Source organism: Pseudomonas sp. SCA2728.1_7, from assembly GCF_018138145.1.
In the GTDB taxonomy this organism is placed as follows: domain Bacteria; phylum Pseudomonadota; class Gammaproteobacteria; order Pseudomonadales; family Pseudomonadaceae; genus Aquipseudomonas; species Aquipseudomonas koreensis_A.
Window position 1 is genome coordinate 6,326,093 of the sequence record NZ_CP073104.1, and the last position, 24,122, is coordinate 6,350,214.

The window sequence follows — 24,122 nt, forward strand, 5'->3', positions numbered from 1 at the left end:
CGAAAATAAATCGGCGAACAGCGATCATCCAAACTCGTTGTGCGCCGATATACCTGGGCGGAAGCGGGGCGTTTGCCCCGTAGATTCCGGTGGGCTACGCTCACAAACATAAGGGTTTCCCCGCTGGCGCCCTTGTCGTACCTGCCCAGGACTTGCTTTTGCCTATCCCTATTCACGATCCGCATCAGGCCCCCGGAGGCACCCTTAAACGCCTGCCGCTGCGCAAAGCGGCGGTGCTGTTTATCGTTGCGGTGGGGTTGTGCCTGTCCGGTTTGCTCTACCTGCAACTGGAGCAGTCGCGACGCCAGGATCTGGCGGTGGCGAAAATGGCGTCGAGCAACCTGACCCGGGCCATGGCGCAGCAGGCCGAGGACACCTTCCTCGCCGCCGATCTGGTGATGACCAGCCTGGTCGACTGGATTCAGGACGACGGCTACGGCACTGCGCAAAAGCCGCGCTTGCAGAAAACTTTCGCCCGGCGCGTGCAGCAACTGGATCAGTTGCACGGCATGTTTCTCTTCGATACGCAGGGCCAGTGGGTGATTACTTCGTTCGCCGATCTGCCCCGTGGCAATGGCGTGGCCGCTCGCGAGTACTTCAAGTTTCACCAGCAGAACGCCTCGACGCTGGCGCACATCGGCCCGGCGATTCGCAGCCGCGAGAACGGTGAGTGGATCATCCCGATTTCCAAACGCATCAATGATCACGCCGGCAATTTCCAGGGCGTGCTGCTGGCCGGGATCAAGATGTCGTACTTCGATCGCTTCTTCGAAAGTTTCAGCCTCGATGACCAAGGCATCATGTTTCTCGGTCTGAGCGACGGCACCTTGCTCGCTCGCCGACCGTTTGATGAAAACCTGATCGGCACCTCGCTGGCGCAAGGGCGGATTTATCGCACGTTACTGCCTGAGGCGGCGGCCGGCACGGCGATGATCAACTCGGTGGTCGATGGCGTGGTGCGTTTGTACGGCTATCGACGCTTGTCGGCGTATCCGTTGGTGGTGTCGGCGGCGACCTCGCGCGACACGATTCTCGAGGGCTGGTACGCACGCGCATTCCAGTCGAGTGTGATCGTCGCCTTGGTGATTCTCGGCATCGGCCTGTTTGGCTGGGTGTTCATTCATCAGGTGCGCGATGGTGAACGGATCGAAAAAAACCTGCGCAAGGCCCAGCGTACGCTGGAGCAGATCGCGACCCATGACAGCCTGACCGGGCTGGCCAATCGACGTTTGTTCGAGCGTTCGCTGGAGGTTGAATTCGCTCGTGGCGCGCGGCAGGTCAGTCCGGTCAGTCTGATCATGCTCGATATCGATTTCTTCAAACGCTACAACGACGCCTATGGTCATGTCGCTGGCGATCATTGTCTGACGCAGGTCGCCCAAGTGCTGCAGACGTGCTGCCAGCGCAAGTCCGATCTGGCGGTACGCTACGGTGGCGAGGAGTTTGCGGTGCTGTTGCCGGACACCGATATCAACGGCGCGCTGGCGATTGCCGGGCAGATCCGCCGCAGTGTGATCGACAAGCACATCATCCACAGCGGTTCGCCGACCGGTTACCTGACGGTGAGTCTGGGTTGTTATTCATTTATCCCGAGCGGCAATGACAGCCCGGAAGTGTTTATCCAGCGCGCTGATGCGGCGCTGTATCAGGCGAAAAATGCCGGGCGCAATCGCGCGGCAGTGTTGTCGCTGGACAGCGGCCTGGCCGAACTGATGCGCTCTGATCGCTGAACTACACGTTGTACCCTGTAGGAGTGAGCCTGCTCGCGATGTCGGTGTGTCAGCACACAGTTGCATAACTGACAAACCGCCTTCGCGAGCAGGCTCACTCCTACATTGGATAGCGTGCTTATTTGGGATGGCTCTTGTTCGTTCAGCCGCCCGTGCCACCGCCCGCACCGCCAGTTCCGCCACCCGCCGAACCGGTACCGCCGCCAGCCCCCGAGCCGGAACCACTAGCCCCGCCATTGGTGCCGGTCCCGGATCCCATACCCGAAGAACCGCTACCACCCGAAGGCGCGCCCGGGGTGTTGTCTGGCGGCGTGGTGGTGCTGGTCGGGCCACCGGATTTGGTGCCGGTGGCGTCAGCGCCATCGTTGGCGGCGAAGCTGGCGGCCGATGCGGTGGCCAGCAGGCCGGCGAGCAATAACGAGGTGAGTTTGCGCGTGATCATGATCCGTCTCCAGAAAGGGCATGTACCTGATATTGGTCTGATGCGCAGAACCCTTGGTGCCGATTGGCTGACGAGTGGTCAGCCGAGAAAACCGAAGTGGCCTCCTGATCTTCTGGAATATTGGCTATTTGTCGAACCGGGCGTGAGGGCTAACGTAGCCACACATTCACTTGCTGCCCGGAGCCACCATGCAACCTCGTACCGATTTCTACACCGCCTCCCCAGATGCCCTGAAAGCGATGATCGCCCTGGAAACTGCGGTGTCCAAACTGCCGCTGGAAAAAAACCTGATCGAACTGGTCAAGCTGCGCGCCTCGCAAATCAACGGCTGCGCATTCTGCATCGACATGCACACCAGCGACGCGATCAAGGGCGGCGAAACCCCGCGCCGCTTGTTCGCGGTGACGGCATGGCGTGAAGCGCCGTTCTTCAACGACCGCGAACGCGCCGCGCTGCTGTGGACTGAATCGCTGACGCAACTGAGCCTGACCCACGCGCCGGATGAAGATTACGACGTGGTTGCGGCGCAGTTCACACCGAAGGAAATGGTCGACCTGACCGTGGCGATCAGCACGATCAACAGCTGGAATCGTTTGGCCGTGGGATTCCGCAAAACCCCACAAGCCTGAGTAAACACACACAAATCCCTGTAGGAGTGGATGTCTGCTCGCGATGGCGATGTGTCAGTCGACATTTGCTTCGCTAACACACCGCTATCGCGAGCAGGCTCACTCCTACAGGGGGAAGTGGATGTCTGCAAAAATAGGGATCAATGCCCATCCGCACTCGGCGCCGCCGGTGGTTGCACCTTGCGCATCAAGGGCACCATCGCGGTGGCGATGACGAAGCACGCCCCGATCATCAAAAACGTGTCGCCGTAGGTCTGGGTTTGCGCCTCGCGGTAAGTCAGCAGCCACAACTGGCGCAGGCTGGCGGTAACACCGACGTCGCCGCTCTGGCCCAGCGCTGCAAGGTTGCCGCCGACCTGCGACAGCCACTGATTCATCGCTTCATTGCTGCTGTTCAGATGCTCGGCCAATCGCGTGAAGTGCAGGTTGGTGCGGTCATTGAGAATGGTCGCGCACGCCGCAATACCAATCGCCCCGCCAAGATTGCGCATCAGATTGAACAACCCCGACGCATGCTTCAAACGTGCCGGCGCCAACCCACCCAAGGTCAACGTCACCGCTGGCGGCACCGCCAGTTGCTGGGCAATCCCGCGCAACGCTTGCGGCAGCATCAACTCGCCGGCACCCCAGTCGTGGGTGATCGGGCTGAACTCCCACATCGACACCGCAAACAAACCCAGACCGATCATCATGATCCAGCGCAGGTCCATGCGATTGGCCAGAAAGGCATACAGCGGAATCGCCATGATCTGGAACACACCGGTGGAGAAAACCGCCAGACCAATGTCCAGCGCGCTGTAGCCGCGCACCCGGCCGAGGAACAGCGGCGTCAGGTAAATCGTCGCAAACAGGCCGATGCCGGTGACGAATGAAAAGAAGCAGCCGAGGGCGAAATTGCGGTCCTTCAAGGCGCGCAGATCGACGATCGGATTGGCCACGTGCAAGGTGCGGCCAATGAAGGCCAACCCGGCGAGGCCACTGATCCACGCCGTGGTCAGAATGGTCTGATCGCTGAACCAGTTCCAGCGCGGGCCTTCTTCGAGGGTGTATTCCAGGCAGCCGAGAAACAGCGCAAGAAAGATCATGCTCAGATAATCCGCGCCTTTGAGCAGGGACAATTCCGGCTGGTCGATTTTCACCAGCATCGGCACTGCCACAGCAACGAAAATCCCCGGCACCAGGTTGATGTAGAACAACCAGTACCACGAGGAAATATCAGTGATCCAGCCACCGATCACCGGCCCTAATGTCGGTGCCAATGACGCGACCGCACCGATGGTCGCCGCAGCGATCACCCGTTGTTTGCCGGTGAAGAAAAAGAACGCCGTGGTGAACACCAGCGGAATCATCGAGCCGCCGAGAAAACCTTGCAGCGCGCGAAAGGCAATCATGCTCTGGATGTTCCAGGCGATGCCGCAGAGCAAACTCGCCAAGGTAAAACCGACCGCCGACGCGCAGAACAACCAGCGCGTCGAGAACACCCGTGACAGCCAGCCCGACAGCGGAATCACGATGATTTCGGCGATCAGGTAACTGGTCTGCACCCACGCGGTTTCGTCGGTGCCGGCGGAGAGTCCGCCGCCGATATCGCGCAGCGACGCCGAGACAATCTGGATATCCAGCAGCGCGATGAACATGCCGATGCACATGGTCGCGAAGGCGAATACCTTGGTCGCGGTCGCCATGTCTGCCGCGTTGAATGGCTGTGCAGGGGCGGCGAGGGCGGTGCTCATGGCGCGACGGCCACGGCGCTGGTTTCCGGTTGCGCGCGGGTGTCGACTTCCGCCGTCACCGAGAGGCCCGGGCGCAAGTGACCGAGCACGCCATCAGCCGGGTCGAGGAGGATTCGTACTGGCACACGCTGGACGATTTTGGTGAAGTTGCCAGTGGCGTTTTCCGGCGGCAGCACACTGAATTGCGAGCCAGTGGCGGGGGCGAGGCTATCGAGGCGACCGTGGAATTCCTGACCGGACAGCACGTCGGCGCGGATGCTCACACGTTGCCCGGGTTTCATCCGCGCCAGTTGGTCTTCCTTGAAGTTGGCATCGACCCACAAGCCGCTGGCCGGCACCACTGACAGTTGTTGTGAACCGGCCTGCGCGTAGGCGCCGACCCGCGCGCGGCGATTGCCGACCACACCATCGACCGGCGCGCGCAGTTCGGTGTAGCCAAGGTTCAGTTGCGCCAGATCACGTTCGGCGCGGGCTTGCTGGAGGGCGGCGCGGGCCTGTTGTTTCTGGGTGTCGATCACCGCGAGTTGGCGTTGCGCGGCAAGCAGTTCGGCCTGGGCGCGGGCGCTCAGGGCTTGTGCGGTTTTGAAGGTGGCGTCGGCGCGTTGTGCGCTTTCCACGGACACGGCATTGGTGGTCACCAAGCGTTTGTAGCGCGCGTTGTCATCCCGCGAACGCGCGGTTTCTGCGCCGGCGGCGTCGATGCCGGCGCGGGCTTGGCCGATCACTGCTTGTTGCAGTTGTTCGGTGGCGTCGAGGTTGGCCAGCAGCGCTTCTTCGGCGGCGACGGCACCTTCGGCCTTGGCGAGGTTGGCGCGGTAGTCGCGGGCGTCGAGGCGGATCAACACATCGCCGGCCTTCACATGCTGGTTGTCGCTGACCAGCACTTCATCGATGTAACCGGCGACTTTCGGCCCGATCACCGTGACATCGCCACCAATATAGGCATCGTCGGTTTCTTCGAGAAAACGCCCGGCGCCCCACCAATGCACGGCGTACACGCCGGCGAAGATCAGCGCGAGCAATCCGGCGCCGGCAAGCAGCAATCGTCTAAGCAGGGGCGGCTTGGTCTTCACCACAACAGGTTCGAGGGTGGGCATGCTGGTCATGGCGGGTTACCTGCGTGAACGGGTCGTTATTACGTCTGTAATATGACGCAGGTAATATTTAGTCGCAAATGATTTCTGGCGCCGATCGTCAGTTGTTCACTTGAGCCAGTGGCCCGGTGTGTGGCCGGTCATGGATTTGAAGAAGGCGATGAAGGCGCTGTCGCTGGCAAAACCCGTTTCGAAAGCGCAGTAACTCAGGCTGCGTCCGGTGGCGAGCAATTCCATCGCGCGCATCAAGCGCCACTGCTGGCGCCATTGCTGATAACTCATGCCGGTTTCGCGCTGGAAAATTCGCCCGATGGTGCGACTGCTGGCGCCGACCTGCTGCTCCAGTACTTGCAACTCTGGAGGCAGACGTTCAGGCGTTTTCAACAGTGGTGCCAGGCGCTTGTCCTGAGGTAACGGCAACAGCATCGGTTGCTGCGCCGCTTCAGCGATTTCGCTCAGGCACAAGCCGAGCAGGTGGGCGAATTTGCCTAGCTGCCAATCGGTGTTGAAAGCCGCCAGCGCCATCGGTTCCAGCACCGCACACAACAACGGGCTGACTTCGATCACGCAGACCTGCTGCGGCAGTGCAGCGCACAGTTCGGGAATCAAGTAGATGGAGCGGTAATCGACACTCTGCTGCATCACCGCGCGATGGCTGACACCCGGTGGAATCCATGCCGCCCGCGACGGCGGCAGCAGACACAGCTGCTGCGCCAGGGTAATCCGCGTGCAGCCTTGTCGCGTGTACAGCAATTGCCCGCGTTGATGACGGTGCAAGCCGGAGTCGTGATCACTCAAGGTCGAGGCGATACCGATCACCTGTACCTGAAAGCGATCAGCGTCAAAGGTTGCGTGGGCGTCGAGCCAAGCCATGGGTTGTCCGATTTCATCGATAAATTGGCAGGATTCGGATAATACGCCACTCACCGATTCTTAAACTCCTCGGCGGCTTAATGCGAGGAGTGATGAACAATGAACAACAGACATTTCCTGTGGCTGGCGATTGCGCTGCTGATGTTTCCGCAGATCGCACAAACCCTTTACAGCCCGGCGCTCGGTGATATCGGGCGTGTGTTCAACGTTGGCCCGCAAGCCGCCGCGCAAACGATGTCGGTGTATTTCCTCGCGTTTGCCGTCGGGGTAGTGGTGTGGGGGCGTTTGTGTGATCGCATTGGTCGGCGCCCGGCGATGCTCGCGGGCTTGGCAATCTATGCAATTGCCACGCTTTTCGGCCTGCGGGTCAGCAGTTTCAACGGCTTGTTGCTGGCGCAGATGTTGGCGGCGTTCGGTGCGGCGGTGGGTTCGGTGGTCACACAAACCGTGTTGCGCGACCGCTTCAAAGGCGCCGAACTGGCCCAGGTGTTTTCGTTGGTGGGCATCGCGCTGGCGGCCAGCCCGGCGATTGGCTTGTTCAGCGGCGCCAGTCTGGTTCAGGCCTTCGGTTATCGCGGTGTGCTTGGCGCGTTGCTGTTGCTGGCAACGCTGTTGTGGCTGTGGAGTTGCTACACCCTGGCGGAAACCCGGACAGCGCCAACCGGCCATGTCGGTTTGTTCGAAACCCTTGGGCGCATGTTGCGTGACCCGGGAATCTGGCGCTCGGCGCTGTGGATCGCCTCGTTCAACGTGGCGTTGTTCAGTTATTACAGCCTCGCTCCGTTCATGTTTCAGCGGCTGGAGGTGGACGCCAGTGTGTTCGGTTACAGCGGCGTGATCCTCGCGCTGGGCTCAGGTTTTGGAGCATGGCTCAACCGGCGTTTATTGACGGCCGGGTTCAAGGCATTGCAGTTGATTCGCCTCGCGGGTGGCATCGCGTTGCTCGGTGGTGTGGGCGTGTGGTCGCTGCAGAACAGTGTCGCGTTCGTCCTGCCGATGCTGCTGGTGGTATTGGCGTTTGGCCTGGCGATCCCCAACGTTCTCGGTTCGGCGCTGGCCGATTACGCTGATCGGCTGGGCACTGCCGGGGCGTTATTGGGCTTGCTTTATTACCTGCTGATCGGCGCCGGGCTGATGCTCGCGGGCTGGTTTCAAGCCCTCGGGGAAACCCTGATAGCGTGCAGTGCCGTGGCCTTGCTGCTGACAATAAAGTCAGGCAAAGCAATTGTTTAAGAAATGTAAGCGCTGTAGGAAGCGTCTTGCATTTGTGTAGGAGGGCTCCGACTATCACGATCATTGATGACATGGCATTACGCCATTTTATGATCACAAGGATGTTGCGTGCCGTATCCGTTTCGCGCTGTTTTCCGCCGTCGTTCCGCGCTTTGCCCGCTGCTGTCGGCCTTTGTGTTGAGTGTCTGTGCCTCCTCGATTGAAGCCGCCGAACCTGTCGCGCCGGGCCAGGAAGTGCTGCGCCAGCAGCAACAGCAACAGCGCGATCTGCAACAACTGCAACTTGAGCAAAGAAAACGGCAATTGGAGCGCGGCGCGTTCGGCCCGACGCCGATCATCCCGGCCATCCCGCAAACCGTTGCCCCCGATGAACGTTGCTGGCCGTTGAGCGGTACGCGCATCGGCGGCGTAACGCTGATCGACAGCGACACACTCAACGCGCGGATCAAACCGCTGCTGGCGCCATGCATGGGCGTCGGCCAGATCAATCATCTGCTGGCGACCATCACCGCGAGCTACGTCGACAAGGGCTACATCGCCAGCCGCCCATACTTGGTCAGCGCTCCGGCAGCCGGGCAGTCGCTGGATATCCGCGTTGACGAAGGCTACATCGAGTCCATCGAGCTGGCCGATCAGAGCCTGCCGGTGTCCCTCGGCGGGGCGTTTCCAAACATGCTCGGCGAGCCGCTGAACCTGCGCGATCTGGAGCAGGGCCTCGATCAACTCAATCGCCTGCGCTCGATCGATCTCACCGCCGACATCGCCCCCGGCAGCCAGCCCGGCGCCTCACGGATCATTCTGCGTTCACGCACTTCCGCGCATTCGCGCTGGGCCTTGAACGCCGGGATCGACAACCTCGGCAGCGCCAGCACCGGACGTGATCGCGACACCGTCAGCCTCAGTCTCGACAGCCCTCTGCAACTCAACGATTTGTTGAGCATCAGTGCCAGCGACACGCTCAATCAGGGCGACCGCTACAGTCGCAACGCCAGCCTGTATTACGCGATCCCTTACGGCTACTGGACGTATAGCGTGTTCGCCAGCCACGCCGAATATCGCGCGCCGTTCAAACTGCCGAGCGTGACCTTCCACAGTACCGGCATCACCGACCAAGTCAGCCTGCGCGCCGACCGTGTGTTGTGGCGTGACCAGAGCCGTCAGCTCAGCGCTAACCTGCAACTGGCGCACAAGGATGTCGACAGCTATTTGCAAGACGTTCGCCTCGGCATTCAAAGCCCGACCCTGACCGTGGCCGAGGCTGGACTCAATCTGTTCTGGCTCGACCGCGCGGTGTGGAACCTCGACGTCAATTACGCCCAGGGCCTGCGCTGGTTTGGCGCCGACGACGACTCGCAGCAGCAGATCAACAACCTGCCCAAGGCGCAGTTCCGCAAGTACCGCGCCGGCCTCAGCCAATGGCGTAACGGTCAGTTCGGCGCGCAGGCCTGGCAGTGGCAGAGCCAACTCAATGTGCAGTACAGCCCGGACCCGCTGCCAGCGATTGAACAGTTGCTCGGCACTGACGATTCGGCGGTGCGTGGCTACCGGGTCAGCAGTGCCTCCGGCGCCAGCGGTGCGATCTGGCGCAACACCTTGCGCTTGCCGTTACGCAGTGAATGGCCGCTGCAGATCACCCCGCGCGTGGGCCTCGACCACGGCTGGATCAAGGCCGATCACGGCGCGCAGGGCCAACGCCTGAGTGGCGCCAGTGTCGGCCTGAATCTGGGCTGGAAGAATCTGCAAGTGGACGTCGATTACCAACGCGCCCTCAACACCCCGAACGGTCTGCAGCACGAGCCTGAAACCTGGCTGATGCGCGTCGGCCTGCAAATCTGAACAAAGCAGTGAACAAAGCAGTGAACAAACAGCCGTCGGATCTGAGCGCGTCAGCCACGGCCAAGACTAAACGCGCAACGTGATGCCGTACTCACATGGAGACGTTTTTATGCCAGCACACACCTTTGCTTTTCATCTGTCCCCTCGGGGTAAATTGCGCTGGGCGATTGCCAGCCTGTTCTTCGCCGTGCACCTGCCGAGCGCGATGGCCGGCGGCGTCGTGGTCGCACCGGGACCCGGCGGCACCGCGCAATTGCAGACCCAGGGCGGTGTGCCCATCGTCAACATCGTCGCGCCCAACAGTTCGGGCCTGTCGCACAACCAGTTCCTCGACTACAACGTCGACCGTCAGGGCCTGGTGCTGAACAACGCCTTGCAGGCCGGGCAATCGCAACTGGCCGGGCAACTGGCGGCCAACCCGCAACTGCAAGGCCAGGCGGCGAGCGTGATCCTCAACGAAGTGATCAGCCGCAACCCGTCCGCCATCAATGGCGCGCAGGAAATCTTCGGTCGGCCCGCCGATTATGTGCTGGCCAACCCTAACGGCATCTCGGTCAATGGCGGCAGTTTCATCAACACGCCGAATGCCAATCTGGTGGTCGGTCGCCCGGAATTGAATGACGGCAAACTGCAAAGCCTGAATACCCGCGACGCCAGTGGTCAGTTGCAGATTCAAAACAGTGGCCTGCGTAACGGGGAGGGCTCGATCAACCTGATTGCGCCGCGCATCGACAGCCAGGGTGCGATCAGGGCACGCGATCAGTTGAACCTTACGGCCGGGCGCAATCAGGTTGATTACGCCAGCGGTCAGGTGAGCAACGTCGATCCATCGGGCAATACTTCCGATCAGCGCATCGACGCCAGCCTGTTCGGCGCGATGCAGGCCGGGCGCATCAATATTGTCAGCACCGCCGAAGGTGCCGGCGTGCGGGTGGGCGCGGTGCAAGTGGCCGGGCGTGACGGCGTGCAGATTCGTTCCGCCGGTGACTTGAGTGTCAGCGGTGAAGCGCTGGCCAACAGCCTCGACGTGACCCGTGCCGGTATTCGCAGCAGTCAGGGCGATGTCGCTTTGCACAGCGGCAAGGACCTGACTCTGGCCGCCACTGACGTCAGCGCTCGTGATGTCACACTCGACGCCAAACGCAACCTGACCCTGTCGACGGTCGAAAGCCGCAAGCTTCAGGAAAAGCGTGAAAACTGGAACAACAGCACCATCGGCATCACCTGGGAAACCTACGATCGTACCCAGACCGACAGTGAATCGCGTCAGCATGGCAGCCAGATTATCGCCAGCCGCGACGCCAAACTGTCGTCCGGCAAAGACACCGAACTGAAAGCCGCCAAAGTCGAAGCAGCGAACAATCTCGACGTGCAAAGCGGCGGCGATCTGCGCCTGACCGCCGCCACCGAAAGTCACACCCAGACCGATCAAGGCAACCACCGCAAGCACCTGTGGAAAGCCGACTGGAACAGCAGCAGCGAAGAGCAGCGCAGCGTCACCAGCCAGTTGAAGGCCGGCAATATCGCCCTGCAAACCGCCGCGTTGTTGCGCTCCGAAGGCGCTGAATTGAGCAGCGCCGGCGACGTGCAACTGGCCGGCAAACAGGTGGAAATAACCACCGCCACACGGACCCATCGCAGCAGCGACAACCGTTACTCCGGCGACTTGGTTGGCGGTGGTTTCTTCGGCAAGACCGGCGATGCCGACAAGGGCAAGACCCAGCATCAGGGCAGCAAGGTCAACGCCAGCGGCAAACTGATCGTCAAGGCTGACGACGTGCGCATCAGCGGCAGCCAGGTGCGCGGCGGCAGCGACGCCAGCGTGATCAGCGATAAAGGTTCGCTGGTCATAGATGGCGTGCAGGACACCTCGCACAGCAACAACCATGACAAGGACAGCAAGTTCTTCGGCATCAGCAAGGACGAGTCGCGGCAGAACAGCCAAGACAGCAGCACTGTGCGCAGTGAGTTGGTGTCTGACAGCAACCTCAAGCTCAAAAGCGCCAAGGATATTGCAGTGGCGGGCTCGACGGTCAAGGCTGACGGCGCGTTGACTGCCGACGCGGTGGGTGACGTAAATGTGCATTCCACGCAGAACACTCACGACAGCACTGACACCACGCACACTCGTGGCTTCGATGCGTACGCCAAAGAGCAAACGCCGGAGCAGTATCGCGCCGGGGTTCACTACGAAGACAAACAGCAAACCGTTACTAGCAACGACGTCACTCAGCAAGGCTCCAGCCTCAGCGGCGGCAGCGTGCAGGTGAAGGCGGGCGGTGACGTTACGCTCAAAGGCGCAGAGGTGAAATCCACTGCTGGCGACACGACCTTGAGCGGCAAAAACGTCTCGTTGTTGGCCGAAGCCGACAGCCACAAAACCTCCTCCGACACGTCCAGCACCGGCGGTGGTTTCTACTACACTGGCGGCCTCGACCGTGCCGGCAGTGGCGTCGATTTCGCCCACAGTACGGCGCAGGACTCGACCAGCAAAACCACCGCGCAAACCACCAGTGTGCAGAGCAGCGGCGGCCTGACGATCAATGCCGACAAACTCGCTACCGAAGGCGCACAACTCAAGGCTGGCAACGGTCTGAATGTTGTCGCCAATGAGGTCGACAACCGTGCCGCCAGCAACAGCGAAAGCAGCACGCACAACGACAGCAACTGGTCGGCGGACATCGGCGCTAACGTCGAGTACAAGGACATCGCTCGGCCAATTGCTGGCGCGGTCAAGGACGTGCTCAACGGCAAAGTGCCGGACAAGGATGCGTTGGCCAATCTCGGTCAGCCGAATGTCGGGATCGACGTTGCGGTCGGTCATGGCAGCGCCAGCAAAACCGAGCAAAACCACAACGCCGTAGTCAGCCGTTTTGATGGCGGCACTGTCGATGTGAAGACCACTGGCACGCTGCACGACCAAGGCACGCAATACAACGCCAGTGCCGGCCAAGTGAACATCAGCGCAGACCAACTGCTTGCCGATGCCGCGAGCAACACGCACAACAGCAGCGCTAACGCGGTGGATGTCAAGGTCGATGTGCGCGTCTACACCAAGACCGGCGAAGACGTGAACGTCGCCGGCAGTGGCGCGGGTGGCAGCAGTGCGTCGAGCAAGGACAGCACCAGCGCCGTGGTCGGCGCTTATGCCGGCAGCCAGGGTGTGAACATCAAGGTCGGTGGCGATGCGCAGTTCGCAGGCAGCCGTTTCGACGGCGGGCAGGGCGGTGTAAGCATCAAGACTGGCGGTGATCTGGCGCTGAATCAGGCCAACGACCGGCAGAGCAGCAATGACAGCAGTCTGCGCGGCAATGGCTCGCTGACGGTCGGCACCTTGCCGGGCACCGATGGCACCAACGTCGACCTTGGCGCCGGGTTCCAGCTCGATCACACCGGCAAGCAGAGTGCTGACACCCAGGCTCACGTTGCGAGCATCAGCGGCAACGGCCCGGTGCAGTTGAGCAGCGGCGGCAATCAGCTGCAGCAAGGCACGAAAATCGACAGTGCGGGCGGCATCGATCTGCACGCCGACGGCAAACTTGATCTGCAAGCAGCCACCGATACGCACACCGCCACCGGCAGCAACCTCGGCGGCGGCTTGAAGGGTGGCGGCAGCAAAACCAGCAGCGAAAAGAGCCGTGATCAGGGCGGTAATCTGAGCGGCAATTTCAATATCGGTCGGGTCAACGAGGATTCGAAAACCCTTACCGGTGGCCAACTCAGCAGCCAGAACGGCATCGCGCTGAGCGGTGATTCCATTCACCTGCAAGGCACGCAAGTCAGCGCACCGACCGTCAGCATCGATGCGCAGAACGGCGGCTATGTGCAGGAGTCGGCGCAGTCCACTGACAACCGCAATAACTGGAATGTCGCGCTGAATGCCGGCGGCAACCTGAGCAGCAAAACCCCGACCGCCGCTGATGAGAAGGCCAGCAGCGATCACGGTTTCAATGCTGGGGCGAAAGTCGGTGTGGATTACTTGCAAGGCAGCACGCAGCAGAACAGCCAGGTCAAGGCTGACGGCGTGGTGCTGAACAGCGGTGGAGATGCACAGCTGGCGGGTGCGCGGATCGACGCTAAAACTGTCAGCGGCAAGGTCGCGGGTGATCTGAGCGTCGAAAGCCGTCAGGACGCGAGCAACCACGCCAAGGTCGATGTCGATCTGGGCCTGACTGCGAAGAAAAATCCACCGAGCGATAAAGAGAAGCTCGCCGGCACTGATTACAAACCGACACTGAAAGCGCAGGGTGAGTACGCGCACAAGGACAGCGTGGCGCAGGCGTCCGGGATCAATGCCAGCCAAGGCGTGAGCCTCGCAGTTGGCGGCGCGACACAACTGACCGGCGCTCGGATTTCGGCGACGCAAGGGCAGGTCGATCTGGGTGGTTCGAAGGTCAGCAGCACTGATCTGAGCAACCGTGACTACGGTGTGAAAGCGGGCTTGGATCTGCCGCATAAAACCGAGGAAAACGCACCGAAGGTTTCCCTGGAAAACGGCAACCTGAAAGTCGGTCCGGTCACCCTGAGCGGGCATCTGGACACCCAGACCCTGCAAGCCGGGATCGACGAAAAAGGCTGATCCAATGGCCCGTGGTGGATGCACTTGAACCTGCATCCACCCCCAAACCCTGTGGGAGCGAGCCTGCTCGCGAAAGCGTCCGTTCAGTCAATGCAGTAAGTGGCTGGTGTAGCGCCTTCGCGAGCAGGCTCGCTCCCACTTTGGTTTTGCGCCGGTCGTTTAACCGTGACCAGCTTCTGAATCTCAGCGCCAAGGCTGATTCAACACCGGTAAAAACTGTGGGAGCGAGCCTGCTCGCGAAAGCGTCCGTTCAGTCAATGCAGTAAGTGGCTGGTGTAGCGCCTTCGCGAGCAGGCTCGCTCCCACTTTGGTTTTGCGCCGGTCGTTTAACCGTGACCAGCTTCTGAATCTCAGCGCCAAGGCTGATTCAACACCGGTAAAAACTGTGGGAGCGAGCCTGCTCGCGAAAGCGTCCGTTCAGTCAATGCAGTAAGTGGCTGGTGTAGCGCCTTCGCGAGCAGGCTCGCTCCCACTTTGGTTTTGCGCCGGTCGTTTAACCGTGACCAGCTTCTGAATCTCAGCGCTAAGGCTGATTCAACACCGGTAAAAACTGTGGGAGCGAGCCTGCTCGCGAAAGCGTCCATTCAGTCAATGCAATAAGTGACTGGTGTAGCGCCTTCGCGAGCAGGCTCGCTCCCACATTGGTTTTGCGCCGGTCGGTTAACCGCGACCAGCTTCTGAGTCTCAGCGCCAAGGCTGATTCAACACCGGTAAAAACTGTGGGAGCGAGCCTGCTCGCGAAAGCGTCCATTCAGTCAATGCAATAAGTGACTGATGTAGCGCCTTCGCGAGCAAGCTCGTTCCCACGTTGGTTTTGCGTGAGAGGTTAGACCTCGGTCAGCTTCTGTGTCTCAGAGGCTGGGCGTCCACAATGCAGGCTGCTATTCGTACTCGGCAGTGCATAAATCGCACATGGGACTGTCAAATTTAATTTTTGAATATTGACATATTCGGAAACAAGTGTGAGATTACCGGCCACGAGTAAGGATGTACTCGTGGCAATAAAAATTATAAGCGCACAGGGATTGGCATGTTTCATACCTCCGTTGTAAATACGTACTCACCTCCGCTTGCCTTTTCCCCCAAGGCACTCCGCGCATTTTTTATTTTTCCTCGACGGCGTTCCCGTGACAGGTTTTATTACGTCCAGGTTGCGAGATAGTTTCTCTGCCGTTTACCACTGCTCGATAAAAAAGTACCTGCGACACAACCCTTGGTTGTGTGCGTAGTTGTGTGTGGTTTGTTTTGTCTTTGAATTGATGCTGGTGATTGGAGACTTTGCGGGGAATAGCGGCAAATCAAGAGCTGATGTGTTCAGCAAGGCCAGAGTCAAAATGAAAAAGACATTAATTCCTTTATTAGCTGTATTAACACTGATTCAAACGTCACTTGCCTTTGCGGATATGGGCAACGGCAAGAACCTTTATTCACAACGATGTGCCGTATGCCACGGAGCCGATATCAAGGGTACAGGGCCACTGGCCAGAAAAAGCACCCCCCCAACACCTGATCTGACCACTGCCGCTTTCAAGAAACGCCTCAATGATTATCCGGGCGTTATTGTTTCGTCGATCATACTTCGTCCAAGTGGAAGTCTGATTCCAAAAACCTTGCGAGAGAATGCTGTGAAGATCCCGCCACATGCCTGGACTATTAATGATCTGCGCGATTTGAATCAGTACATGAGTGGATTGATTTCAAAGAAATGACCATCTTGAAGTGAGCGATGGACACGTTAATCCAAGAGCCGCTTCAAGGTGTTTGCAAACGCGTTATTCAGTGAAAAGCTTTTCGCTTCAGACCTTATAACTCAGAGGGACAAACCCATGCGGACAAAGGTTGCAATCGTTGGAGCAGGCCCGGCCGGATTGATGTTGGGGCAGCTTCTTACGCTTATGAATATCAGCAACGTCGTTGTTGAGAGTCGATCAAAAGCATACGTAGAAGGCCGCAGTCGCGCCGGCCAGATAACCCCCGCTACGGTGCAGATTCTCACTGAAAGTGGTGTCGGTTCGAGGATTGCTTCTGAAGGAATGGTGCATTCTGCGCTGCAGTTTCATTATGACGGAGCGACACGCGAGCTGGATTTCCAGGCGCTCACCGGACGCACGGTGACCATTTACGGACAACAGGAAATTATCAAGGACCTGGTAGCAGCCCGTTTAAAAAGCGAGTCGCCGCTGCTGTTCGATGCTGCCGATGTTCAGGTTCACAATACCGATGGAAACGCGCCTGCCGTTTCCTTCAGGCATGACGGCAGACAACAGACGCTTGAGTGCGACTTTGTTGTCGGCTGCGACGGCTTTCACGGCATTTGCCGCCCACACATCGCTGACGCGCTGACCTGTTTTTCGCACACCTATCCCTTTGCCTGGCTGGCGGTTCTCGCCGAAATGTCACCCATTTCACCGGATGTGATCTTTTCCAGTCATGACACCGGGTTGGCATTGTTCACCATGCGCTCCCCGAAAGTTTCAAGAATTTATCTGCAGTGTGCTCCGGACGAAGATCCCAATGAGTGGTCTGCCACGCGCATCTGGGAGCTTTTGCAATCACGGATTGAAGGACGGCCGGAGAAAGTCAACGGCGGGGCAATCATCGAAAAAAGTATTGTGCAGCTGAGAAGTTTTGTTGCTGAAAAGATGCAGAAGGGCAGGTTGTTCCTCGCGGGCGATGCCGCGCACATCGTGCCGCCTTCTGCAGCCAAGGGGCTGAACCTGGCCGTCTCCGATGCCAACATTCTTGCTCGCGCCTTTGAGCATTTTTATGCCAACGACAAGGATGATCTCTTGCTGTCGTATTCCGACATTGCCTTGAAGCAGGTGTGGCGGGATGTGCAATTTTCCCATTCGATGGCGATGTTGCTGCATCGTTACGACGACAACGCTCAATTCCACAGACGACTTCAGATCGCGGAACTTGATCGCATTCTCGGGTCTGGCCCGGCGGCGCAGAATTTCGCCGAACTGTGGGTCGGCAATCCTCCCTTCGCCGCATCGATTTAAATCAACCCGGGATCAAGTTGATCAACTGAACACAGGGAGTTGTGCAATGGATCAAACACGCAAGGTCCTGATTATTTTGCATCAGGAACACTCTACGCCTGGCCGGGTAGGTGTCCTCCTGAGTCAAATGGGATTTGAGCTGGATGTCCGCCGGCCGCGATTCGGTGATCCGCTTCCGCAGTGCATGGCAGAGCACGCCGGCGTGGCCATTTACGGCGGCCCGATGAGCGCCAATGACAACGACACGTATATTCGCGACGAGATCGACTGGTTAGCCAAGCCATTGAAGGAAGGCAAGCCGTTGCTGGGGCTTTGTCTGGGCGGGCAAATGCTGACTCGACACTTGGGGTCACGCGTCTACCGACTGGATAGCGGCACAACCGAGGCCGGTTATTACCCGATAACACCGCTGGCTGCTGCTCACGAGATAACGGCTGACGCCTGTGCACCTTTTCCCGACCATGTTTATCAATGGCACAGCGAAGGCTTCGATTTGCCGACAGGCGCCACGCAACTTGCCGCAGGCTCGACCTTTCCGGTTCAAGCCTATCGATATGCAACTAACGCCTACGCTCTGCAGTTTCACCCGGAAGTGACTTACGAGACGATCGATCGTTGGTCGACGCTGGGCACTGAACGCCTCAAAGCACCGGGTACCAAGCCTGCAGCCGAACATACTGCGGGTTGGCATCAACATGACTCCGCGGTGGCGACCTGGATCAAAGCGTTTCTTCCCAAATGGATCGGCTCGCCTGCTTGATAACTGAGTGTCCGAGTATCAAAACCCGGATGAATAACATCAGTGATGAATTAATTATCCTGGATTCGCTACGTGTGCGGGGATTGCGCAGTATGGACTTTCAACTTTGGATATTGTTTTGCGTGGTATTTCTTTCGGCCGCGATACTGCCTGGGCCGAATGTTGCCTTTTCCATGGCACAAGCCCTGGATCACGGTTTCAAGGAATCATTTCCGGGTGCCATTGGTTTCGGCCTGGCCAGTGGCGGGCACGCCGTTATAGTTCTATCCGGTCTGGGGATATTGGTAAGAGATAACCCCGGTATTTTGTTCTGGCTGAAATGGCTGGGTGTTGTCTATTTGCTCTACCTCGCTTTTAAAGCGTTGCGTTCGCACTCCCAGGTTGCAGTTGCAACTTCGCGCAAGCGTACCCCTCTGCAAATGTTTACCGGGGCCATGATTGTTTCATTTACAAATCCCAAGGGTATTTTGACCAACATCATCTTGTTCCCGACGTTCATCGATAAGGGCTTGCCCTATATCCCGCAGTGCATTGCATTGGTGGCGACGGCGATATTCATCTCTACCTCGGTATATGCCCTGTATATGCTGATGGCGGGGCATGCGGCGAAGATTCTTCGTACAAAACGCCAAATGAGTGTGGTGACAGGTGTTTTATATGTCGGCGTCGCTGCGGCCATTGCGACCACCATCTGAAAACTTACGAGCATTCAAGGAGGGATTCAGATTGATTGGCGTATTTGATTTCGGCAGCGGTGGCTTAACGGTGATGCGCGCGTTTGAGTCGGTTTTGCCCAATGAGCAGTTCGTCTATTTGGGCGATCATGGAAACGCACCCTATGGCAATGATGCCGCCGGCGATATCCATGATCTGACCCAGGCCGCCATTACGCGCCTTTTCAAGTATGGCTGCTCATTGGTGGTCATCGCCTGTAACACGGCGGTAGCCATCAGCCTGGAAAAATTGCAGCGGACATGGCTTCCTGAGATTTATCCCGATCGCAGAGTGATCGGCGTTGTTGCACCTGTTGCCGAACAGATCGCCAAGGCTGATGGTGATTATCCGGAACAGAGCGTCGCGGTTTTCGCGACTCAGCACACGGTTCAGTCAAATATCTTTGCGCTGCAAATCAACAATCGACGCCCCGCTATAAAGGTGTACCAACAAGCCTGTCAGGGCCTGGCGTTGCTCATTGAGCAAGGTGCGCCTGAGGACGTACTGCGAACGGAGCTTCGTAAACATATCAATGCGCTCCTGAACGCTGCTCCACACGTTCCGGACGTTTGCATACTGGGCTGTACGCATTATCCGATTGTTGAACATCTATGGCGCAGCGAACTGCCGGATTCCATGCGGCTGATTTCCCAGTCCAACGCCGCCGCTGAGAGCCTGGTTGAGTACCTGAAAAGCAATCCTCGTTTTTCCAGTGCAAGAGCGGGCGGCAACACGTTCTTGACGACCGGCGACATTGAAACAGTTTCACAACGGGCTTCTTTGTTCTACGGGGCGAGGGTGGCGTTTTCAAGCATTGATGTGTAGCTGATCGCAGCAAGTTTCGCTCTTTGTCCCCCCGTGGCACACGGAGTGGAAGGTTAGATAAAACGGATAATCAATACTTCAGGAGAAAGCGATGAAACTGGTTGGCATGATGGGCTCACCCTATGTTCGGCGCGTGGCCGTTTCGATGCGGCTGATGGGGCTGGAACATGAGCATCGGCAGATCTCGGTGTTCCGCGATACGGATGAGTTTCGAACCATCAATTCGGTGGTCAAGGCGCCGACGCTGATTTGCGAAAACGGCGAAATGATCATGGATTCATCGATGATCCTTGATTATCTGGAGTCGCGGGTCGCACCGGACCGCAGTCTGATGCCGAAAGATTCGGCGGAGCATCAAAAGGTACTTTCACTGATTGGCCTTGGTCTCGCGGTTTGCGAAAAAGCGGTTCAGCTTGAATATGAGTACAACAAACCGGTCGCGTATCACTATGAGCCTTGGCAAACGCGCGTCACCGAGCAATTGCATGCCGCACTGGCGCTTCTGGAAAAGGCTGCAGCCAGCGCCAATCCCTGGCTTGCAACGGCACAGCTGTCTCAGGCCGATGTCACCGTGGCCGCTGCCTGGCGCTTCACCCAGTTCAGGGTGTCCCACCTGGTCGAAGTCCAACGTTATACCGCGCTTGCCGCGTACGCTGACCAGGTCGAGCGACTGCCGGAGTTTGTTGCTACGCCGCTGAAATAAGCCCTGTGCCTGCCCCGGTGTCGGGGCAGGCCGTATCACCGCACCGTACAGAATCCCTCTCAATCGCAATGGCAAATCTGATCGCAAGGCTTTGTCGCTCTTGGCCGATCGGTTACTGCGTGATCAACCGGAGACACAAGGATGTTGAGCCTAGAAGATTTTTTTGCCTACGGCGAAGCGGGGTATACCCACGTGCCGCTTTGGCAGAGCCTGCCGTTGCCGACAGGGGTCGAAGCCATTGCGCTATACCAGGTTTTAGCCAACTGCGGGCAAGACTATCTGTTCGAAACCGGGCACTGGCACGAGGGTGTGTTCGAGCAGGCGTACTCGGTGATTGGCTTGCCTTGCAGTCAACGCGTCGAACTCGATGAGGGCGTCTTGCGCGTGTACCGCGACGGGCAGATTTCGGCGACGATTGAATGCGCTGATCCGTTGGCAGAACTGGGCAAGTTGCAGCAGGACTTTCGTATCCCGCAATGCCCGGGTCTGCCTTCTTTCAGTGGTGGGTTCTTTGGCTATTTCGGTTTCGAAACGACTCGGCTGATCGAACCGCGTCTGCGCCGAGTGCCGCGCAAGCCCTCAGGTTTTCAGCTGCCTGATGTATTGCAATTGATCAGCATGGATCTGGTCGTGCTGGACCACCGCGCGCACCTGGCTTATTGCATCGTGCATGAACGCCCGAAGGCGCTGGGCGATTATCAAGGTGGCCAGGACCGGCTCAATCGACTCGTCGCACATCTGCGTCCACTGCTCGTACCGCCTGCACCCGGCGGACACGTGTTTGAGGTGACAACACCGGCCGCCGAGTCGGCGTTCCCGCAGCCTGCGTTCGTGGAGGCCGTGGCACGGATCAAGGACTACATCGCGGCGGGCGATGTGATGCAGGTGGTTTTATCCCAGCGCATGAGCCTGCCTTTCGAGGAGGACGCTGTCGCGCTGTACCGGTCCCTGGCTGATCTGGGCCACACACCCTACCGCTACTTGTTGAATCTGGGCGACTGCCAGGTGGTCGGCGCCTCTCCGGAAATGTTGTTTCGGCAGGATCAGCAAACGGTGACCACCCGGCCAATGGCAGGTACACGCCGGCGGGGCAGTGGGGTGGTCGAAGACCATCGACTCAGGGATGAACTGCTCGCTGATCCGAAGGAAATTGCCGAGCATATGATGCTCGTCGATCTGTCGCGCAATGACCTCGGCCGGTTGGCCCGCGTGGGCAGTGTGCAGGTGACGCAGTTGCTCAATGTGGAATATTTCTCCCATGTCATGCACATCGTCTCAACCGTGACCGGCGACGTAACTGACCACGTCACCGGGCTGGATCTGCTCAAAAGCATTTTCCCCGCAGGCACGCTGAGTGGCGCGTCGAAGGTGCGTGCACTGGAAATCATTGCCGAACTGGAACCGCATTCTCGCGGGGTGTATGGCGGCGCGATCGGTTATCTGGACTGGCGCGGCCGCGCCGATCTGGCGATCGCCATTCGAACCGGGTTGCTGCAAGACGCTCGACTCTACATCCAGGCCGGCGCCGGCGTGGTGCAGGATTCGGTAGCCGATCGCGAGTGGCAGGAAACGCTGGAGAAAAGCCAGTTGCTGCGGGTTGCCGCCGGCCGCTGTCAATCGATCGCCCAACGTCAGGAGTTGCCGTATGCACTTAATGATCGATAACTACGACTCCTTTACCTACAACATCGTGCAGTACCTGGGCATGCTCGGGGCTGAGGTTGAGGTGCGTCGCAATGACGAAGTGACCTTGGCCGACATCGAGGCGCTGGCGCCAGAGTCCTTGATTGTCTCCCCTGGGCCGTGCTCGCCAACTGAAGCGGGCATTTCCCTTGCGGCCATCCATCGTTTCGCAGGCCGTTTGCCGATATTGGGCATCTGTCTGGGTCATCAATGCATCACTGCTGCTTTCGGCGGTGAGGTGCGCAGGGCGCGGCAGGTGCTGCATGGCAAGGTTTCCCCTATCAGTCACGACAGTCGTGACCTGTTCGACGGCTTGCCTGACAACTTGCAAGTCGCGCGGTATCACTCGTTGGTGGCCGGTGTCTTGCCCGACGAATTGCTGGCTACTGCGCACGTGCTGGATGACGACGGCATGCCGGGTGAGATCATGGCGCTGCGGCACCGCGAATGGCCGATCCATGGCGTGCAGTTTCACCCCGAGTCATTGATGACGCCGCAAGGTCTGGCGATGTTGGCCAATTACCTGCAACTGGTTGAGCGAGGCCGTCTGACCATGGGCGCGCCCTGAGCGCTTGCTGCCCGGACGGTCGGTTTGAGGAATCCATTGCTTCGCCTTAATAGTAACCATTACTATTCACGCCCCTTTCCTCAGCACGTCGCCAACCCCCCATGCGTCCCCGCAGACCCGGCTTTTTCGAGCATTACGAAGAGTTGATCGGCACCTGGACTCGTCGCCTGCGCAATCGCTCGCAGGCCGAAGATCTGGCGCACGACACCTTTGTGCGGGTGCTTGAGTCCGATTCGGCAGCGGTGCAGCAGCCACGGGCGTATTTGCATCAGACCGCGCGCAATATTGCGGTCGACGGCTATCGGCGTGAGGATCGGCGCGGCGCCATGGAGTCGGAGGCAATCGATCACAGTGAGTCGTCGTCCGGCGACCCGGAGCATTACATGCAGGCGATCCAGCTGGCCGACTCGATCGAGCGGGCGCTCAGCGAGCTGCCGGTCAATTGCCGGAAGATTTTCGTCTGGCAGAAGATCGAAGGCCTGACCCAGGCCGAAATCGCCGAACGTCTGGGGCTGTCCAAGAACATGGTCGAAAAGTATATGATCCGCACCCTGCGGCATCTGCGTGATCGCCTCGACGGGCTGCAATCGTGAATGTGCTTCATGGCGAAAAGATCGCAGCCTTCGGCAGCTCCTACAGAGGGCTGTGTGTCTTTATATTCCCGGCCAAACAGGACATTCCATGATGGATACGCGTGATTGCGCGTGCGGGCAAACAACGGTGCGCGATGACGCGGCTTGCTGGTTTGTGCGTTTGCAGGAGCCGGCCGTCAGTGCCGACGAGCAGCAGCGCTTCGACACTTGGCTGAATCAACATCCGCAGCACCGTGATGAGTTCCAGTTGCTGCAGGGGCTGTGGACGGCGGCTGATTTGCTGCCAGCGCCACGCCTCAAAGCGCTTGCTGAAACGCCGCCAACCCGCCGTGAACGCCGTCCGTTGTTGCGTTATGCCGTGGCCGCGAGTGTGCTGGCGGTGGCGCTCGGGCTGGGTTTGTTCAGTGGTTTGAATCATCCGGGCGGCTACCGCGCCGAGTTCGCCACAGCGTTGGGCGAGCGCAAACATGTGGCGCTGCCGGACGGTTCGGTGATCGATCTGAACAGCCGCAGTCGCTTGCAGGTGCGCTATGAAAAGGATCGCCGAGTCATCGAGTTGAGCGAAGGCGAGGCGATGTTCAGCGTCGCGCACGATGCCGCGCGACCGTTCGTGGTCGAGGCGGGCAGCGGCAAAGTCACAGTCACCGGCACGCGTTTCGATGTGCGCCGCGATGTCGCGCAGACCCGCGTGGCGGTGGAGCAGGGCACAGTCAACGTGCAGGGACGCGATGCGCCGGATAATCAGTTCATCAGCCTGACCGCGGGCCTCGGCACCTATGTCGATGCGCAAGGCAAAGTCGCCGCGGCCTACGCGGTCAACGCGGCGGAACTGACGGCGTGGCGTGGCGGCAAACTGGTGTTCAACAACGCCAGCCTCAGCGAAGTCGCCGCCGAAGTGTCGCGTTATCGCCACAAACCGCTGACCGTTGGCAACCCCGCCGTGGCCAGCCTGCGCCTGACCAGCGTGTTCAAATCCGACAACACCGACGCTTTGCTCAAAGCCTTGCCGAGCATCCTGCCGGTGGCCGTGCGCACGCTCGCGGATGGCAGTAAGGAAATAATTTCAAAATAAAATTCAGGTTTTTTTCGAGTTCATCGTCTTCCTGTTCAACTGCAACTGGT

19 protein-coding genes are annotated in these 24,122 nt (G+C 59.1%); 15 read left to right on the top strand and 4 right to left on the bottom strand.

The features are described 5' to 3' along the window. Positions 1-158 precede the first annotated feature (158 nt). Positions 159-1,730 carry a diguanylate cyclase gene (locus tag KBP52_RS28325; protein WP_212621444.1) on the top strand — a complete coding sequence of 524 codons (1,572 nt, stop codon included), beginning with the start codon at positions 159-161 and terminating at the stop codon, positions 1,728-1,730. Between the two features lie 142 nt (positions 1,731-1,872). Here KBP52_RS28325 and KBP52_RS28330 read toward each other — a convergent pair whose 3' ends face one another. Continuing rightward, positions 1,873-2,172, bottom strand: coding sequence for a hypothetical protein (locus KBP52_RS28330; protein ID WP_077573787.1), 300 nt, complete (start codon positions 2,170-2,172; stop codon positions 1,873-1,875). A 188-nt stretch (positions 2,173-2,360) separates the two neighbouring features. Here KBP52_RS28330 and KBP52_RS28335 point away from each other — a divergent pair, with 188 nt between their 5' ends. After that, positions 2,361-2,801: a carboxymuconolactone decarboxylase family protein gene (locus KBP52_RS28335; protein WP_212621445.1), complete on the top strand. Its 441-nt coding sequence runs from the start codon at positions 2,361-2,363 to the stop codon at positions 2,799-2,801. Positions 2,802-2,941: 140 nt separating this feature from the next. Here KBP52_RS28335 and KBP52_RS28340 read toward each other — a convergent pair whose 3' ends face one another. The 3 genes from KBP52_RS28340 to KBP52_RS28350 all read right to left on the bottom strand — a co-directional run bounded on the left by KBP52_RS28340 (position 2,942) and on the right by KBP52_RS28350 (position 6,501). Further along, on the bottom strand, positions 2,942-4,534 hold the full coding sequence (locus KBP52_RS28340) for a DHA2 family efflux MFS transporter permease subunit (RefSeq protein WP_212621446.1): 1,593 nt from the start codon (positions 4,532-4,534) through the stop codon (positions 2,942-2,944). Beyond that, on the bottom strand, positions 4,531-5,640 hold the full coding sequence (locus KBP52_RS28345) for an HlyD family secretion protein (RefSeq protein ID WP_212621447.1): 1,110 nt from the start codon (positions 5,638-5,640) through the stop codon (positions 4,531-4,533). The genes KBP52_RS28340 and KBP52_RS28345 overlap by 4 nt, the downstream gene beginning before the upstream one ends. Before the next feature lie 96 nt (positions 5,641-5,736). Further along, positions 5,737-6,501, bottom strand: coding sequence for a helix-turn-helix transcriptional regulator (locus tag KBP52_RS28350; protein ID WP_212621448.1), 765 nt, complete (start codon positions 6,499-6,501; stop codon positions 5,737-5,739). Between the two features lie 99 nt (positions 6,502-6,600). On the opposite strand from KBP52_RS28350, the gene KBP52_RS28355 reads away from it, so the two are divergent. The 13 genes from KBP52_RS28355 to KBP52_RS28415 all read left to right on the top strand — a co-directional run bounded on the left by KBP52_RS28355 (position 6,601) and on the right by KBP52_RS28415 (position 24,072). Further along, on the top strand, positions 6,601-7,734 hold the full coding sequence (locus KBP52_RS28355) for an MFS transporter (RefSeq protein ID WP_212621449.1): 1,134 nt from the start codon (positions 6,601-6,603) through the stop codon (positions 7,732-7,734). A 108-nt stretch (positions 7,735-7,842) separates the two neighbouring features. Then, the gene (locus KBP52_RS28360; protein WP_212621450.1) at positions 7,843-9,570 is read left to right on the top strand and encodes a ShlB/FhaC/HecB family hemolysin secretion/activation protein; all 1,728 of its coding nucleotides are present in this window, start codon (positions 7,843-7,845) and stop codon (positions 9,568-9,570) included. A gap of 109 nt (positions 9,571-9,679) precedes the next feature. Next, entirely contained in the window at positions 9,680-14,149 is a 4,470-nt protein-coding gene (locus tag KBP52_RS28365) for a hemagglutinin repeat-containing protein (protein WP_212621451.1), read from the top strand. A gap of 1,334 nt (positions 14,150-15,483) precedes the next feature. Continuing rightward, on the top strand, positions 15,484-15,858 hold the full coding sequence (locus KBP52_RS28370) for a c-type cytochrome (RefSeq protein ID WP_116030947.1): 375 nt from the start codon (positions 15,484-15,486) through the stop codon (positions 15,856-15,858). A 117-nt stretch (positions 15,859-15,975) separates the two neighbouring features. After that, positions 15,976-17,154: a 4-hydroxybenzoate 3-monooxygenase gene (locus KBP52_RS28375; protein ID WP_212621452.1), complete on the top strand. Its 1,179-nt coding sequence runs from the start codon at positions 15,976-15,978 to the stop codon at positions 17,152-17,154. Between the two features lie 46 nt (positions 17,155-17,200). After that, positions 17,201-17,914 carry a glutamine amidotransferase gene (locus KBP52_RS28380; RefSeq protein ID WP_077573779.1) on the top strand — a complete coding sequence of 238 codons (714 nt, stop codon included), beginning with the start codon at positions 17,201-17,203 and terminating at the stop codon, positions 17,912-17,914. Positions 17,915-17,943: 29 nt separating this feature from the next. Continuing rightward, positions 17,944-18,609, top strand: a complete 666-nt coding sequence (locus KBP52_RS28385) for a LysE family translocator (RefSeq protein ID WP_161986593.1) — start codon at positions 17,944-17,946, stop codon at positions 18,607-18,609. Then, positions 18,572-19,453 (top strand): glutamate racemase, encoded by an 882-nt coding sequence (murI, locus tag KBP52_RS28390; RefSeq protein ID WP_212621453.1) that lies wholly within the window; start codon positions 18,572-18,574, stop codon positions 19,451-19,453. Before KBP52_RS28385 ends, murI begins: the two co-directional genes overlap by 38 nt. 91 nt (positions 19,454-19,544) lie before the next feature. After that, complete coding sequence (locus KBP52_RS28395; protein ID WP_137218740.1) at positions 19,545-20,156, top strand: glutathione S-transferase family protein; 612 nt, start codon at positions 19,545-19,547, stop codon at positions 20,154-20,156. 141 nt (positions 20,157-20,297) lie between these two features. After that, positions 20,298-21,821 (top strand): chorismate-binding protein, encoded by a 1,524-nt coding sequence (locus tag KBP52_RS28400; RefSeq protein WP_212621454.1) that lies wholly within the window; start codon positions 20,298-20,300, stop codon positions 21,819-21,821. Then, entirely contained in the window at positions 21,802-22,407 is a 606-nt protein-coding gene (locus KBP52_RS28405) for an aminodeoxychorismate/anthranilate synthase component II (protein WP_212621455.1), read from the top strand. The genes KBP52_RS28400 and KBP52_RS28405 overlap by 20 nt, the downstream gene beginning before the upstream one ends. A gap of 101 nt (positions 22,408-22,508) precedes the next feature. Further along, on the top strand, positions 22,509-23,000 hold the full coding sequence (locus tag KBP52_RS28410) for a sigma-70 family RNA polymerase sigma factor (RefSeq protein ID WP_123595113.1): 492 nt from the start codon (positions 22,509-22,511) through the stop codon (positions 22,998-23,000). Between the two features lie 88 nt (positions 23,001-23,088). Continuing rightward, a complete protein-coding gene (locus KBP52_RS28415) occupies positions 23,089-24,072 on the top strand; it encodes a FecR family protein (protein ID WP_212621456.1) in 984 nt (327 codons plus the stop codon). Positions 24,073-24,122 lie beyond the last annotated feature (50 nt).

What these genes read in the sequence shown, in the direction of transcription:
- KBP52_RS28410 (WP_123595113.1), top strand. Translation starts at nt 22,509, where the DNA reads ATGCGTCCCCGCAGACCCGGCTTTTTCGAGCATTACGAAGAGTTGATC.
- KBP52_RS28350 (WP_212621448.1), bottom strand. Translation starts at nt 6,501, where the DNA reads ATGGCTTGGCTCGACGCCCACGCAACCTTTGACGCTGATCGCTTTCAG.
- KBP52_RS28375 (WP_212621452.1), top strand. Translation starts at nt 15,976, where the DNA reads ATGCGGACAAAGGTTGCAATCGTTGGAGCAGGCCCGGCCGGATTGATG.
- KBP52_RS28415 (WP_212621456.1), top strand. Translation starts at nt 23,089, where the DNA reads ATGATGGATACGCGTGATTGCGCGTGCGGGCAAACAACGGTGCGCGAT.
- KBP52_RS28330 (WP_077573787.1), bottom strand. Translation starts at nt 2,172, where the DNA reads ATGATCACGCGCAAACTCACCTCGTTATTGCTCGCCGGCCTGCTGGCC.
- KBP52_RS28365 (WP_212621451.1), top strand. Translation starts at nt 9,680, where the DNA reads ATGCCAGCACACACCTTTGCTTTTCATCTGTCCCCTCGGGGTAAATTG.
- KBP52_RS28400 (WP_212621454.1), top strand. Translation starts at nt 20,298, where the DNA reads ATGTTGAGCCTAGAAGATTTTTTTGCCTACGGCGAAGCGGGGTATACC.
- KBP52_RS28395 (WP_137218740.1), top strand. Translation starts at nt 19,545, where the DNA reads ATGAAACTGGTTGGCATGATGGGCTCACCCTATGTTCGGCGCGTGGCC.
- KBP52_RS28345 (WP_212621447.1), bottom strand. Translation starts at nt 5,640, where the DNA reads ATGACCAGCATGCCCACCCTCGAACCTGTTGTGGTGAAGACCAAGCCG.
- KBP52_RS28335 (WP_212621445.1), top strand. Translation starts at nt 2,361, where the DNA reads ATGCAACCTCGTACCGATTTCTACACCGCCTCCCCAGATGCCCTGAAA.
- KBP52_RS28380 (WP_077573779.1), top strand. Translation starts at nt 17,201, where the DNA reads ATGGATCAAACACGCAAGGTCCTGATTATTTTGCATCAGGAACACTCT.
- murI (WP_212621453.1), top strand. Translation starts at nt 18,572, where the DNA reads ATGTCGGCGTCGCTGCGGCCATTGCGACCACCATCTGAAAACTTACGA.
- KBP52_RS28340 (WP_212621446.1), bottom strand. Translation starts at nt 4,534, where the DNA reads ATGAGCACCGCCCTCGCCGCCCCTGCACAGCCATTCAACGCGGCAGAC.
- KBP52_RS28370 (WP_116030947.1), top strand. Translation starts at nt 15,484, where the DNA reads ATGAAAAAGACATTAATTCCTTTATTAGCTGTATTAACACTGATTCAA.
- KBP52_RS28355 (WP_212621449.1), top strand. Translation starts at nt 6,601, where the DNA reads ATGAACAACAGACATTTCCTGTGGCTGGCGATTGCGCTGCTGATGTTT.
- KBP52_RS28385 (WP_161986593.1), top strand. Translation starts at nt 17,944, where the DNA reads ATGAATAACATCAGTGATGAATTAATTATCCTGGATTCGCTACGTGTG.
- KBP52_RS28405 (WP_212621455.1), top strand. Translation starts at nt 21,802, where the DNA reads ATGCACTTAATGATCGATAACTACGACTCCTTTACCTACAACATCGTG.